The organism is Stenotrophomonas sp. STEN035, assembly GCF_056759935.1.
On sequence record NZ_JBRRDY010000029.1, the window covers coordinates 1 to 13820 of the forward strand.

General features: G+C 61.8%; 12 protein-coding genes and 1 pseudogene. 10 read left to right on the forward strand and 3 right to left on the reverse strand.

Annotated features, from left to right (window positions below; all coding sequences use genetic code 11):
* Positions 1-240: 240 nt before the first annotated feature.
* On the reverse strand, positions 241-840 hold the full coding sequence (locus ACVOLL_RS15115) for a lipocalin family protein (protein WP_481509706.1): 600 nt from the start codon (positions 838-840) through the stop codon (positions 241-243).
* A gap of 136 nt (positions 841-976) precedes the next feature.
* Between ACVOLL_RS15115 and ACVOLL_RS15120 the strand changes: the two genes are divergently transcribed.
* Both ACVOLL_RS15120 and ACVOLL_RS15125 read left to right on the forward strand, forming a co-directional pair.
* Positions 977-1294 carry a hypothetical protein gene (locus ACVOLL_RS15120; RefSeq protein ID WP_481513630.1) on the forward strand — a complete coding sequence of 106 codons (318 nt, stop codon included), beginning with the start codon at positions 977-979 and terminating at the stop codon, positions 1292-1294.
* 68 nt (positions 1295-1362) lie between these two features.
* Positions 1363-3462: a prolyl oligopeptidase family serine peptidase gene (locus ACVOLL_RS15125; protein ID WP_481513631.1), complete on the forward strand. Its 2100-nt coding sequence runs from the start codon at positions 1363-1365 to the stop codon at positions 3460-3462.
* Positions 3463-3870: 408 nt separating this feature from the next.
* Here the strand turns inward: ACVOLL_RS15125 and ACVOLL_RS15130 are convergent, their stop codons facing one another.
* Complete coding sequence (locus ACVOLL_RS15130; protein WP_481513632.1) at positions 3871-5073, reverse strand: pyridoxal phosphate-dependent aminotransferase; 1203 nt, start codon at positions 5071-5073, stop codon at positions 3871-3873.
* Positions 5074-5176: 103 nt separating this feature from the next.
* On the opposite strand from ACVOLL_RS15130, the gene ACVOLL_RS15135 reads away from it, so the two are divergent.
* The 6 genes from ACVOLL_RS15135 to xerC are packed head-to-tail and all read left to right on the forward strand — an operon-like array spanning position 5177 to position 10425.
* Positions 5177-7285, forward strand: a complete 2109-nt coding sequence (locus ACVOLL_RS15135) for a S9 family peptidase (protein WP_481513633.1) — start codon at positions 5177-5179, stop codon at positions 7283-7285.
* A gap of 18 nt (positions 7286-7303) precedes the next feature.
* A complete protein-coding gene (locus ACVOLL_RS15140) occupies positions 7304-7726 on the forward strand; it encodes a YbaN family protein (protein WP_282269558.1) in 423 nt (140 codons plus the stop codon).
* A 52-nt stretch (positions 7727-7778) separates the two neighbouring features.
* On the forward strand, positions 7779-8012 hold the full coding sequence (gene lptM, locus ACVOLL_RS15145) for an LPS translocon maturation chaperone LptM (RefSeq protein WP_481513634.1): 234 nt from the start codon (positions 7779-7781) through the stop codon (positions 8010-8012).
* A complete protein-coding gene (gene dapF / locus ACVOLL_RS15150; protein WP_481513635.1) occupies positions 8005-8856 on the forward strand; it encodes a diaminopimelate epimerase in 852 nt (283 codons plus the stop codon). Before lptM ends, dapF begins: the two co-directional genes overlap by 8 nt.
* The gene (locus tag ACVOLL_RS15155; RefSeq protein ID WP_481513636.1) at positions 8853-9530 is read left to right on the forward strand and encodes a DUF484 family protein; all 678 of its coding nucleotides are present in this window, start codon (positions 8853-8855) and stop codon (positions 9528-9530) included. The genes dapF and ACVOLL_RS15155 overlap by 4 nt, the downstream gene beginning before the upstream one ends.
* A 16-nt stretch (positions 9531-9546) precedes the next feature.
* On the forward strand, positions 9547-10425 hold the full coding sequence (xerC, locus tag ACVOLL_RS15160) for a tyrosine recombinase XerC (RefSeq protein ID WP_481513637.1): 879 nt from the start codon (positions 9547-9549) through the stop codon (positions 10423-10425).
* Positions 10426-10562: 137 nt separating this feature from the next.
* Here xerC and ACVOLL_RS15165 read toward each other — a convergent pair whose 3' ends face one another.
* Positions 10563-11912: a hypothetical protein gene (locus tag ACVOLL_RS15165; protein WP_481513638.1), complete on the reverse strand. Its 1350-nt coding sequence runs from the start codon at positions 11910-11912 to the stop codon at positions 10563-10565.
* Between the two features lie 492 nt (positions 11913-12404).
* Here ACVOLL_RS15165 and ACVOLL_RS15170 point away from each other — a divergent pair.
* Both ACVOLL_RS15170 and ACVOLL_RS15175 read left to right on the forward strand, forming a co-directional pair.
* Positions 12405-12548 (forward strand): annotated as a pseudogene (locus ACVOLL_RS15170) (transposase); the annotation flags it as partial.
* 160 nt (positions 12549-12708) lie between these two features.
* Positions 12709-13752, forward strand: coding sequence for a helix-turn-helix domain-containing protein (locus ACVOLL_RS15175; RefSeq protein ID WP_481513639.1), 1044 nt, complete (start codon positions 12709-12711; stop codon positions 13750-13752).
* Positions 13753-13820 lie beyond the last annotated feature (68 nt).

The window sequence follows — 13820 nt, forward strand, 5'->3', positions numbered from 1 at the left end:
CTCCCGCCCCCCGCCGCGGGGGGGGTCGCCGGCCACCACCCTCGGGGCCCCCCCGGCGGGGCGGGGGGGCCGCTCCCGCCCGCCCGCCGCCCGCCGCGGCCCCCCCACTACGCTTTGCTCCCTCCCTTGCGCCGAAGGCGGAGGGGAGGGTTGGGGGAGGGGTAAGCTCTTCGCAGGCTGCAGCAGCGTCAGCTTCGCGGCTTACACCGCTCCTACAACAGCAGTAGCAGGCCGACCCTGTTACTTCTTGTTCGGCACTTCGAAACCCAGCTTGTCCACCTGCTGCGGGTGCTGCGGTACGCGCTTGAGCTTGTCGGTGTTGACGTCGTACTTGTCACGCAGGCGCGTGGCCAACTGGCGGTAGGTGGCGTTGTCCATGTCCGGCTCGCGGGCGAAGATCCACGCCATCTCGCGGCCCGGGTAGCCGATCAGCGCCCAGGAATAGTCCGGCGCCACTTCCAGAATGCGGGTATGGGTGGGCACGATCCGGTAGAACCAGGTGCGCCAGCGACGGTTGCCGCTGTCTTCGTCCACCTTGGCGCGGATGTCGATCTCTTCTTCCGGCTCGGCAAAGCCGTCGCGGAACTGATACTTGATCGAGACCTTGTCGTCGTCGCGCAAGGTATAGGTGTTGACGCTGGCCACGTGGCCGCGCTCGATGAAGTTGGGCACACGGCCGATCACATACCAGCGGCCCATGAAGCGCTGCAGGTCAATCGGGCCCTCGGCGATTCCCTCCACCGTCGTCGTCGCCGGCGCAGCCTCCTGTGCAAGAGCCGGGCTCAGCGGCAGGGCGAGACTCAACAACATGGCGGACACAAAGACGGGAATCGGTCGCATTACGGATAGGGCACCTATGAAGGTCAGGGCTGCATGTTCGACGGGCAGCGATACGCCCGTCAATGGCAGGTCGCAGTCTGTGAGATGGCGGCCGCCGAGGATGCACTCCAACACAGCCATGTTGCCGGAGAACGTCATGACCAAGCCGCTCGCATCGTCATCCCGTCGTAACGCGCAGGACGCGCCTGACCCGCAGGTGCTGCGCTGCGTCAGACAGGCCGCCCTGGCGGGCCTGGCGCTGGTGCTGGTGTGGCCGGCGGCGCGTGGCCACAGCCAGTGGATCGGCTGGCTGCCGTTGTGGCTGGTGGGCATGCCGCTGAGCGCCTGGTGGGCCTTGTACCGCTTTCGCCTACCCTCAGCATGGCGGAATCGCCACGCCAAGCCGCGCAAGCGCGGCCCGCAGGCCACCCGTGGCCGCCGCCCGGCCCGGCGCCGCCTTCAGCAGGCGGCCTGACCTTCGACACGTGGGGGTGGATAGGGGGCTGTGTTAGCGTTCGCGGCTTATGACCGCATGGAGCCAACATGTCTCGACTCACCTCTGCCTGCCTCGTGGCGGGTCTGCTTTCTTCCGGCCTGGCCGGGGCCGCCATGGCCGCTGACGACTCCCAGGACAAGTACGCCTGGTTGGAAGACGTCACCGGCGACAAACAGCTGGGCTGGGTGAAGGAGCAGAACGCCAAGTCCGAAGGCCGTCTGGCCGTGACCCCGCAGTTCAAGGCGATGGAAGCCGGCATCCGTGAGGTGCTGGATTCCGATGCCAAGATCCCAGGCGTCCAGAAGATCGGCGATTACTACTACAACTTCTGGAAGGACAAGCAGCACGAGCGCGGCGTCTGGCGCCGCACCACGCTGGTCGAGTACCGCAAGGCCGAGCCGCTGTGGGAAACCGTGCTGGACCTGGACGCGCTGAACAAGGCCGAGGGCGAGAACTGGGTGTGGCACGGTGCCAACTGCCTGCGCCCGGAATACACCCGCTGCCTGATCGCGCTGTCGCGCGGCGGCGCCGATGCCGATGTCACCCGCGAGTTCGACATCTCCAGGAAGGATTGGATCAAGGACGGCTTCTTCCGTGCCGAGGCCAAGGGCGGCCTGGGCTGGATCGACCAGAACAACGTCTTCGTCTACACCGACTTCGGGCCGGGCTCGATGACCACCTCCGGTTACCCGCGCGTGGTCAAGCGCTGGCAGCGTGGCACCCCGATCACCGCCGCAACCACGGTGTACGAGGGCACGCCAGAGGACATGTACATCTCGGCGATGCACGACGATACGCCCGGCTTCGAGCGTGACTTCGTCAGCCGCACGATTGCCTTCTACAACAACGAGCTGTTCCTGATCGGTGCCGACGGCAAGCTGACCAAGGTCGATGCACCGAACTCGGCCGAGAAGGGCATCCGCCGCGAATGGCTGACCCTGGAACTGCGCGAGCCGTGGACCGTCGGTGGCAAGACCTACACCGCAGGTTCGCTGCTGGCAACGAAGTTCGATGACTTCATGGCCGGCAAGCGCGAGTTCGACGTGCTGTTCGCGCCGACCGACACCACCTCGCTGGCCGGCACCACCTGGACCAAGTCGCACGTGGTGTTGAACGTGCTGGATGACGTCAAGAACCGCCTGAAGGTGCTGACCCACGGCAAGGACGGCTGGGTGAGCAGCGATTTCACCGGCGCACCGGCCTTCGGCACCATTGGTGTTGGCGCGGTGGACGCAGACGAAAGCGACGCGGTGTGGATGACCGTCACCGACTACCTGACCCCGACCACGCTGGCCCTGGCCGAAATCGGCAAGCAGCCGGAAGTGCTGAAGACCATGCCGGCGTTCTTCGACGCCAGCGACAAGGTGATCGAACAGCACTTCGCCACCAGCAAGGACGGCACCCGTGTGCCGTACTTCGTGGTGCACGACAAGGCGATGAAGCTGGACGGTTCCAACCCGACCCTGCTGTACGGCTATGGCGGCTTTGAAATCTCGCTGACCCCGGGTTATTCCGGTGGCATGGGCCGCGCCTGGTTGGACAAGGGTGGCGTGTATGTCGTGGCCAACATCCGTGGCGGTGGCGAGTACGGCCCGCGCTGGCACCAGGCCGCGCTGAAGCAGAACCGCCACAAGGCCTACGAGGACATGGCGGCAGTGGCGCAGGACCTGGTCAGCCGCAAGATCACCTCGGCCAAGCATCTGGGCGTGCAGGGCGGCAGCAACGGCGGTCTGCTGACCGGCAACATGCTGACCCAGTACCCGGAGCTGTTCGGTGCGGTTGTCATCCAGGTTCCGCTGCTGGACATGAAGCGCTACAGCCACCTGTTGGCTGGCGCCTCGTGGATGGCTGAGTACGGCAACCCGGACACGGCCGATTGGGATTACATCAAGACCTTCTCCCCGTACCACCTGTTCGACCCGGCCAAGAGCTACCCGCCGGTGCTGTTCACCACCTCCACCCGCGATGACCGCGTCCACCCGGGCCATGCCCGCAAGATGGCGGCCAAGATGATCGACGCAGGCAAGGACGTGACCTACTACGAGAACATCGAGGGTGGTCATGGTGGTGCTGCGAACAATGCGCAGGCCGCGCATATGTCGGCACTGGCGTACAGCTTCCTGTGGGAACAGCTGAGCAAGAAGTGATGTTTGGCTTGAAGTGATGCAAAACAAACGCCACCGAAAGGTGGCGTTTGTTTTTGCTCTTGCTTAAGCCCCTCTCCCGCTTGCGGGAGAGGGGTTGGGGTGAGGGCAAGGGCGGAGTCTTGTTAGTGAATTGCGGTAGGCATTTCAAAAGCTCAAAAGCTCAAAAGCTCAAAAGCTCAAAAGCTCCCCCCATCCGCCCTCCGGGCACCTTCCCCCGCAAGCGGGAGAAGGGAATGGCGAAAGCCAAAGCCAAAGCCAAAACCAAAACCAAAGCCAAAGCCAAAGCCAAAGCCAAAGCATTCCTCCTTGCTGCTTGAGGCCTCGCTTCTGCCCCCTCCCTTTCGCCGCAGGCGAAGGGGAGGGCTGGGGAGGGGTGCCTTTAGCCTTCTAGCTTTTAGCTATCAGCTCTCAGCCAACCTTCCCAGCCAACCAGCTCTCCAACCCCCGCCCAATCCGCACCACCGCCTCCTGCAAACGCCCGACATCCTGCGTATACGCAATCCGCACATGCTGGTTCGCCCGGTAGCTCCCAAAATCCAGGCCTGGCGTAAACGCCACATGCTCGGTCTCCAGGAAGTGCGCACAAAACGCCTGCGCATCATCGGTAAACGCACTCACATCGCAGTACAGGTAGAACGCACCCTGCGGCTCCACATCAATCCGGAATCCGAGCGCACGCAACGCAGGCAACAGATAATCCCGCCGCTGCCGGAACTGCTCCCGCCGCTGCTCGAAAATCGCAATCGTCTCCGGCTCGAAACACGCCAAGGCAGCATGTTGGGCCATCGACGGCGCGCTGATGTACAGGTTCTGCGCAAGCTTCTCCAGCTCAGGCACCGCGCGCGGCGGTGCCACCAGCCAGCCAAGGCGCCAGCCAGTCATGCCGAAGTACTTGGAGAAGCTGTTCAACACGAACGCCTCGTCATCCACTTCCAGCACGCTGGGTGCATCAAAGCCATACGTCAGCCCGTGGTAGATCTCATCCACCACCAGATGCCCATCGCGTTCCTTCAGTGCAGAAGACAGGCCAGCCAACTGCCCAGCATCCAGCGTGGTGCCAGTCGGATTGGCAGGCGAAGCCACCAACGCCCCAACACTGCCAGCATTCCAATTGGCCGCAATCGACTCAGGGGTTAGCTGATAGCCACTTTCAGGCCCCACCGGCACCAACTGCGCCGCGCCTTCCACCAAGCGCAGGAAATGCCGGTTGCAGGGATAGCCGGGGTCGGCCAGCAGCCAGTGCTTGTCCGGGTCCACCAGCAGGCTGGAGGCCAGCAGCAGTGCGCCCGAGCCGCCCGGGGTGACCAGGATCCGCTCCGGGTCGATATCCAGCCCGTAGCGCTGGCCGTAGAAGCCAGCAATGGCCTGGCGCAGGGCAGGCAGGCCACGCGCTGCGGTGTAGCGGGTATGGCCGGCGGCCAAAGCGGCCTGGCCGGCGCGGACGATGGGTTCGGCGGTGGTGAAATCAGGCTCACCGATCTCCAGGTGGATCACGTCGTGGCCTTGCTGCTCCAGTGCGTTGGCGCGGGCCAGCAGCGACATGACGTGGAAGGGCGCGATCTCCTGACTGCGGCGGCTGTATGGGGCGTGTGGGGTGTGGGGCGTGTTCATCGTTGCATGATAGGCGCCGTTGATGGCAGCGGGGCAAGCGCCGGGCGTGGCACACTGTGGCCTGCTGCACTGGATGCACCACCGTTGTTCCGGAGCGAACCTGATGAAACCCCTTCTTTGCCTGTTGGTTGCAAGCCTGATGATCAATACCGCCGCCGCGTCACAGCCCACCCCGCCTGATGTTGAAAAGCGTCCGCATACGGTGACCGCACCGTTCGGTGCGCAGCGCGAGGATGCGTATTACTGGCTGCGCGACGACGAGCGCAAGGAGCCGGCGATGCTGGCCTACCTCAACGCCGAGAACGCCTACACCGACGCCCTGATGGCGCCGCTCAAGCCGCTGCAGGACAAGCTCTACGCCGAGATCGTCGGCCGCATCAAGCAGGACGACGCCAGCGTGCCGTACCGCGAGCGCGGCTACTGGTATTACACCCGCTACGAGACCGGCAAGGACTACCCCATCCACGCGCGCCGCAAGGGCGACATGCAGGCACCGGAAGAAGTGCTGCTGGATCTCAACGTGCTGGCCGAAGGCAAGGGTTACTTCGGCATCGACGACATGGACATCAGTCGCGACAACAAGCTGCTGGCCTTCGCTGAAGACGCCGTCGGCCGCCGCCAGTACACCATCCGCTTCAAGGACCTGGCCACCGGCAAGATGCTGGACGACGTGATCGAAGGCGTGTCGGCCAATGTGATCTGGGCCGATGACAACCGCACCCTGTTCTACGTCGAGAACGACCCGGAAACCCTGCTCACCGTGCGCGTCAAGAAGCACGTGCTCGGCACCCCGGCCAGCGCCGACGTGCTGGTCTACGAGGAGAAGGACGACAGCTTCTACATGGGCATCGGCCGGACCCGCGATGACCGCTTCATCACCATTGGCGTGGACAGTACCGTGTCCTCCGAGCTGCGTTACACCTTGGCCGCCAACCCGGGCGAGTTCACCGTGCTGGCCAAGCGCGAGCGCGACGTGGAATACGACGCTGACCACTACAACGGCCAGTGGGTGATTCGTACCAATGCCGATGGCGCCACCAACTTCAAGCTGGTCACCGCGCCGGAAGGTGCCACCAGCCGCAAGCAGTGGAAGGATTGGGTCAAGCACGATCCGCAGGTGCTGATCGAAGGCTTCGAGCTGTTCGACGGCTATACCGCCATCGCCGAGCGCGCCGAAGCGCTGGAACGCGTGCGCCTGCTGTTCGCCGATGGCCGCAGTGAGTTCGTCAAGGCCGATGAGCCGGCTTACTCGATGGGCCTGTCGGTCAACGCAGAGCCCGATACCGAATGGCTGCGCTACAGCTACACCTCGCTGACCACGCCGGCTACCACCTACGAGCTCAACGTCAAGACCGGCGAGCGCCGCCTGCTCAAGCAGCAGCCGGTGATCGGCTATGACCCAAGCAAGTATGAAACCGAGCGCGTCTGGGTGACCGCCCGCGATGGCGCGCGCATCCCGGTGTCGCTGGTCTACAAGAAGGGCTTCAAGAAGGACGGCACTGCTGCCCTCTACCAGTACGCCTACGGCAGCTACGGCATGTCGATGGACCCCAACTTCAACCAGAGCGTTGTCAGCCTGCTTGATCGTGGCGTGGTCTACGCCATCGCCCACATCCGCGGCGGCCAGGAAATGGGCCGCAGCTGGTACGACGATGGCAAGCTGCTGCACAAGCAGAACACCTTCAACGACTTCGTCGATGTGACCCGCGCGCTGGTAGCACAGGGCTATGCCGCCAAGGACCGCGTCGCGGCCTCGGGCGGCAGCGCCGGCGGTCTGCTGATGGGCGCGGTGGCCAACCAGGCCCCGGGCGACTACCGGGTGATGGTTGCGCAGGTGCCGTTCGTCGACGTGGTCACCACCATGCTCGACGCCAGCATCCCGCTTACCACCAACGAGTACGACGAGTGGGGCAACCCGGAGCAGAAGAAGTACTACGACTACATGCTCAAGTACTCGCCGTACGACAACGTCACCGCGCAGGCCTATCCGTCGCTGTTCGTCGGCACCGGCCTGTGGGATTCGCAGGTGCAGTACTGGGAGCCGGCCAAGTGGGTGGCCAAGCTGCGTGACGTCAACACCGGCACCGCGCCGATCGTGTTCCGCACCAACATGGAAGCCGGCCACGGCGGCAAGTCCGGCCGCTTCCAGCGTTACAAGGAACAGGCCGAGTCCTTCGCCTTCGTGCTGGGGCAGCTGGGCCTGGCCGACTGACGCAGTTGGGCCGTAGCGATGCCTGATACGCCGCCGCCACGTGATCCTCCCGATCCACGCACGCGCCCACCGCGCCTGCGCTGGGCGTGGTGGCTGCTGGCCTATGTGAGCCTGGGCGTGGGCATCGTCGGCATCTTCGTGCCGGGGCTGCCCACCACCGTCTTCGTGCTGATTTCGGCGTGGGCGGCCTCGCATGGCTCCGAGCGGCTGCACCGCTGGCTGCTGGACCACCCGCGCTTCGGTCCGGCCATCCGCGACTGGCAGGCGCACGGCGCGGTCAGCCGCAAAGGCAAGTGGATGGCCAGCCTGACCATGTTGGCCTGCGCCCTGATCACCCTGTGGTGCGTGCCGCTGGCCTGGGTGAAATGGACCTCGATCAGCATCATGGCCTGCGTCTGCCTGTGGCTGTGGCTGCGCCCCTTGCCCCCCGGCGAACGCTGAACAGGGTGAGATCGCGGTTCGGACTTCATGGTCCAGTGGCTATACTCGGGGGATGAACAAGACGTCCCGTTTCCTGATTCTCATCCCGGCAGCCTTCCTGCTGCTGGGTCTCAGTGCCTGCGGCAACAAGGGCCCCTTGGTAATGCCGCAGAAGCCGGTGCCGATCGAGGAACAGGAAGTCACCCCGGCGGACCAGCCCGCCACTGAAAAGACCGATCCGGCCGCCGACAAGAAGGCGGACGAGGCCGTGGAAGACGGAACCGGTGGTGCTGGCGTAAATGGGTAAGTCGGCAACAGGGCGCATGCGCTTCAGCAAAATGCATGGCGCCGGCAATGATTTCGTGGTGTTGGACCTGCGTGACGGCAGCGCGCCGCCGAATGCCGAGCAGGCAGCGCTGCTGGCCGACCGCCACCGCGGCGTGGGCTGCGACCAGATCCTGACCATCGAAGCCCCGCGCAGCGAAGGCGCGGTAGCGTCCTACCGCATCTGGAACTCCGACGGCTCCACCTCGCAGCAATGCGGCAACGGCGCGCGCTGTGTGGCGGCCTGGCTGGTACGCGACGGTGCCGTGCAGGGCGATGATTTCATCATCGACAGCCCCACCCGCACCCACGCCGTGCAGCGCCTGGCCAATGGCGAATATGCCATTGCCATGGGCAAGCCCGAGTTCGAGCCGGCGCAGATTCCGCTACTCGGCTTCCCGCGTGCGCGCGAGGAATACATGACCTCGCTGCAGGGCGAGAACGTGCGTTTTGGCGCCGTATCGATGGGCAACCCGCACGCCGTGCTGGAAGTCGGTTCGGTCGACGCCGCACCGGTCGAGCGGGTAGGGCACCTGCTGCAGCAGAACCCCTCGTTCCCGGAATCAGTGAATGTCGGCTTCGCCCAGGTAATGGATGCCCGTCACGCCCGACTGCGCGTCTACGAGCGCGGCGTTGGCGAAACCTTGGCCTGCGGCAGCGGAGCCTGTGCGGCGGCGGTAGTGCTGATGCAGCGCGGCCGCCTGCAGCGCGATGCACTGATCTCCTTGCCCGGTGGCGACCTGCGTATCCAATGGCCGGCAGACGATGCCGAGATCGTGATGTCCGGCCCGGCAGCATTCGTATTCGACGGAGAGTGGATGGGATGAACGACACAGTCGAGAAAATCGGTGCCCATGAAGTTGCAGCCTGGCTGCGGCGTCATCCGACCTTCCTCAAGCAGTTCCCCGACCTGGCACTGACCATGGTGGTGCCGCGCGATGACGGCCCCACCGCCTCGCTCGCCAGCTACCAGCTGGAAGTGCTGCGCGACAAGAACCGCGAGTTGTCGCGGCGCTTGGCCGACCTCGGTACGAACGCGCAGATCAACGAACGCCTGGCCGTGCGTACCCACCAGCTGACACTGGCGCTGATGCGCCAGACCAGCGCCGCCGACACCCTGCGTGCGATGGCCGCCTCGCTGGAAGAAGATTTCGCCGGCGACCTGGTGCGCATCGTCTCCTTCGACGACGTGCCGGAACTGGCCGAAGCACCGTGGCTGCAGGTCATCGCCAGGGACGACGCCAGGCTGGCCCCGTTCCACGACTGCCTGCAGGACGGCGAGCCCATCTGCGGCCGCCTGCAGCAGGAAAAGAACGACGTGCTGTACGGCGAGCGGGTCAATGAAGTGTCGTCCACCGCACTGTTGCCGCTGCCGGGCGTTGGCCTGATCGCGGTAGGCAGCTACGACCCCAACCGCTTCTATCCCGGCATGGGCACGCTGTTCCTGCGCATGATGGGCGAATCGCTGGTGACGGGCCTGCAGCGCTACCGCAGCGCTTGAGTGGAGTGACGCGGCGATGAGCGCCGTCCAGGCATTCCTGTCCTATCTGCAGGTCGAGCGCCGCATGTCGGCGCACACGCTGGACGCCTACCAGCGCGACCTCGCCGCGCTTACGCAATGGTGCGAAGCGCATGACGTCGCCGATCCGCAAACCCTGCAAGGCGAGCAGCTGCGCGAGTTCGTCGCCAGCGAGCACCGCCGCGGCCTGTCGGCAAAAAGCCTGCAGCGCCGCCTGTCGGCCTGCCGCAGCTTCTACGCCTGGCTGCTGAAGAACAACGTCATCGACAACAGCCCCGCCGCCGGCCTGCGTGCGCCCAAGGCGCCGCGCAAACTGCCGCAGGTGCTGGACGCCGACGAAGCCGTGCAGCTGGTCGAACTGCCCACCGACGCACCGCTCGGCCTGCGCGACCGCGCGCTGTTGGAACTGTTCTACTCCTCAGGCCTGCGCCTGAGCGAACTCTGCGCCATGCGCTGGCGCGACCTCGATACCGCAAGCGGCATCGTGCTGGTGCACGGCAAAGGCAACCGCGAACGCACCGTGCCAGTCGGCTCGCATGCGATGAACGCATTGCAGGAATGGCGCAAGGAAAGCGGCGGTACCGGCGAGAAACCGGTATTCCCGGGCCGCAGCGGCGGACCGATCAGCCAGCGCGCCGTGCAGATCCGCATCAAGCAACTGGCGCAACGCCAGGGGCTGTTCAAGAACGTGCACCCGCATATGCTGCGGCACAGTTTCGCCAGCCATATTCTGGAATCCTCAGGCGACCTGCGCGGCGTGCAGGAGCTGCTGGGGCACGCGGATATTGCGACCACGCAGATATATACGCACCTGGATTTCCAGCATCTGGCCAAGGTTTATGATGCTGCGCATCCTAGAGCGAGAAGAAAACTCTGAACCTGTGAGGCGTTTGGCTTGTAGGTGTGCACTCTATGTGCGGCCTTCATTTTTCTCATTTTTAATGATTTATGGGTTTTTATTTGGCGAGGTGAATTCTGCTTCAGCTCAAGCTGGGTAAGTTATTAATTGCCTATTTACAATATGTTTCTAGATATTATCGTGTAGCTCCTCTGGCGGTTATCGATGCTCCTTGAGTTGGTGTCGTAGTGGTAGTGAGTTACTTCGTATCTATCAAAAAAATCACTGGGAATCTTAATCTCTGCATAAGGGTTATGATGGACCTGCAGACCGTCGAGATGGGTTTCGAAGTGGCTGGAGTTTTGAGTTATCTCCATGACTAGTCCGCGTTTGGAGTGATATCGGCTACACCGGACTACAGCAGGAAGTGTGCTTTGTGTTACTGCCTTTCCGATTGTGGCTTTCGTTGAAAAAATTATGGCGCTAATGTCTTTGTATTTATCGTCTGTAAAGATGCCGAGCTCCAATTGTGCGCTCTCACTTTTCTTGATGGTTGGGGTGTGCACTTCAGAGAAGTTGTCATCCTTGTCGATGCCTTGCCCATACAGAACTCTTATTATGGCCTCGTTGTTTTGAATAAAAAAATTATGCTGTTCGAAAGGGGCTAGGGCCAGGATAAATGGTTTGCCTTGCACATGAGGGAGTGCAGAGTACGATTTTTGGAATTTTTTATGCTTACTGTCGATTGCGTTAAGTATCCGTATGCATGAAAAATTTAGGAAATCCGCATTGTTCTTTGGGCCGTTGCTAAGCCACTCTGGCGGAGAGTCGTGGGCGTGGTTTGCAGTCACAGCTTCGATGTTTACAATTTCATTGTTCTTTGTTTTTACTGTGAAGTCAGGAGCGGATTTTGAGAAGTCTACTTCCATATCCAAATCTTTCAGGCATTGAAAGATGTAGATTTCCCAGAAGGAGGAATTGAAGGTCGTCTGGAATTCCTTGGTAAATTTGTTGTCCCTATCCTCGAATCCGTTAGCCCATCGAGATATTACCTCTCGAATGGGGGAATTTTCGTTTTTCATCAAATGGTTGAAGTGCGGGTGAATTGTTTCTTTTTTAACCGTTGGCTCTTCAAACAACTTAATTTGATTCTTGGATACTTTTATGTCTTTGCTTAATTGAAAGCGCGCTAGGCGATAATGGCGTACGATATGTTCGACAATAGAAATTCTGATTTCTGCTGCTGTTGCAAACCCGAGCTGATGAGCTAGTTCGAGGCATAATCTAAGCAGGAGTTGTTGAGGTCCTGATGCGCCGCTGACTTCGTCCCAATGGCAATCCATTGCTCCAATGTAGTCAGACTCCTTGAAATATAGCTGGTCAATTCTTTCCGTTATTGAGTCAGCACCATGTCTGGCTGCGTCGAGTTCTTCGAGCACAAATCGAAGCGCGGTACGCTGACTGTTGTCATTTAAGTCGATTATTTTAATTAATTCTTCTGCTATCGAAGATATTATTTTCTGCATTATATAAATCCTTCGTGTTTCTGTGACGGATGTGATTCGTTCGACTATATTTCGGGCTTTGTTGAAAGGCTGCATGGCTGCCCTCCGCCAAATTCGAGATGTCTGGTTCGTGGTGTTGACTTGGGCTGGCTTGTTTCGGGCCGACTAATCGTGTTGTGGATTATCCGCAACATGGCTGTCTCTTGGTGTTCTTCGTATATAGGTTAGTGTGTCAACGACGTCCCCCCGACCTGAGTAGTGGTCCGGTTTATAGTCCGGTTTTGATCTTATCTGTCTTCGCCGCCAACTGCGCGGCGTACTGGGTAGGTATCATCCCACCGAGTGCTCTTTTCGGCTTTTCTTCGTTGTAGTCACGTCGCCAGCTTTAGATGCTGGTACCGGTGGCCATCTCCCAGCTTTTTGAGCCATCCAAAAATAGAGGAATTCGGCGAAACTAACCCCAAGCAGAGAGGTGGTTTTGCCATGAAGAAGTCGAAGTTAACTGAAGAGTAGATTGCGTTTGTCCTGCGCCAAGCCGAGGGCGGCCCATCGGCCGGCGAGACGTGCCGGACGATAGGCATTTCAGAGACTACGTTCTGCAACAGGAAGAAGAAGTACGGCGGCTTGGGCGTGTCCGAGCTGCGGCGGCTATGCCAGAGATTTCTGCACTGTACCGCGGCGCGGCGCTTGCGTTGGGGATCATCATGTCGGCTTGAGCATCTGCCAAGCCCCATGACGCAACAGCCCGAAGCAGACATACTTCAGCGCGCTGAATCCAACCAGACTCGTCCGCTTCTCATCCGGCACCCGCGCACCCATGCTCAAGTCCTACCTGCTGTTCTTCTTCGCCGGCCTGGGCGTCTTCAACGGTGCGGCGTTGTCGGTGTATCTGCTATGCCGAGAACCCGTCAGGCCCGCCCAGCGTTGGCTGGCGGCCTTGGTGCTGATGCTGAGCCTGCGCACCGGCAAGTCCGTGCTGGTCTACTTCTGGCACGACATCTCCAGGCTGGTTCTGCAGATCGGCCTGACTGCCTGTTTCTTCATCGGCGTCTGCCTGATCGGTTTCGTGCGGGCCTGGCTTGATCCTGATGGCCGGCAGACCCGGAACGATGCGGCAATCGCCTTGGGCCTGCTGATGCTGGCGACTGCCTTTGGTATCGCTTGGCCGTATACCGATAACGTCTGGCTGTGGGCTGGTCCGGTGTGGGCCTCCATCCAGGTGATCTGGCTGGTATGTCTGCTGGTGGCAGCGGGGCTGTTCCTGCGCCGGGGCAAGCAAGATCGGGCCGATGCGGCGCCCGGTGCGCTGAGCCGCAGCCATGTGGTCTCGGTGATCGTGGGCGTGGGCGTGATCTGGTTGGCCTATGCCACATCCGGTTTGACCTCGTACATCGTCGGCGCGCTGTCGTTCTCGCTGGTGTTATACCTGAGCATCAGCGTTGCGCTTGCCCGGCGTAAGCCTGCTCCAGTCGCCGAGCCTTACCGCGACCGCAAGATCGCGCCCAGCGAAGCCGAGGCGACGCTGCGCGCCCTGCATGTGCTGATGGCCGACGAGGGGCTGTACAAGGACGCTGGCCTGACCCTGGCCAAGCTGGCCAAGCGGCTCAACATACCCACGGCTCGGTTGTCGCAGCTGCTCAACGACAACCTCAAGACCGCCTTCAAGCCCTACCTGGCGCAGGTCAGGATCGAAGCGGCCAAGCAGTTGCTGCGCGCGCAGGCTTCGGCGTCGATGGACGATGTGGCGGAGGCGTCCGGCTTCCTGTCCACCTCCACCTTCTACAGCAGCTTCAAGAAGGTGGAAGGGACCACGCCTGCGGCGTGGCGGCATGCCCAGTCGCGCTTGGTGGCTGGCTCTTGAAACGTGTTTGGTGAGTCCGTAAACACGCTTCAGTAGATTGATTCGTAAAGGAATTCCGCAGACTTCGG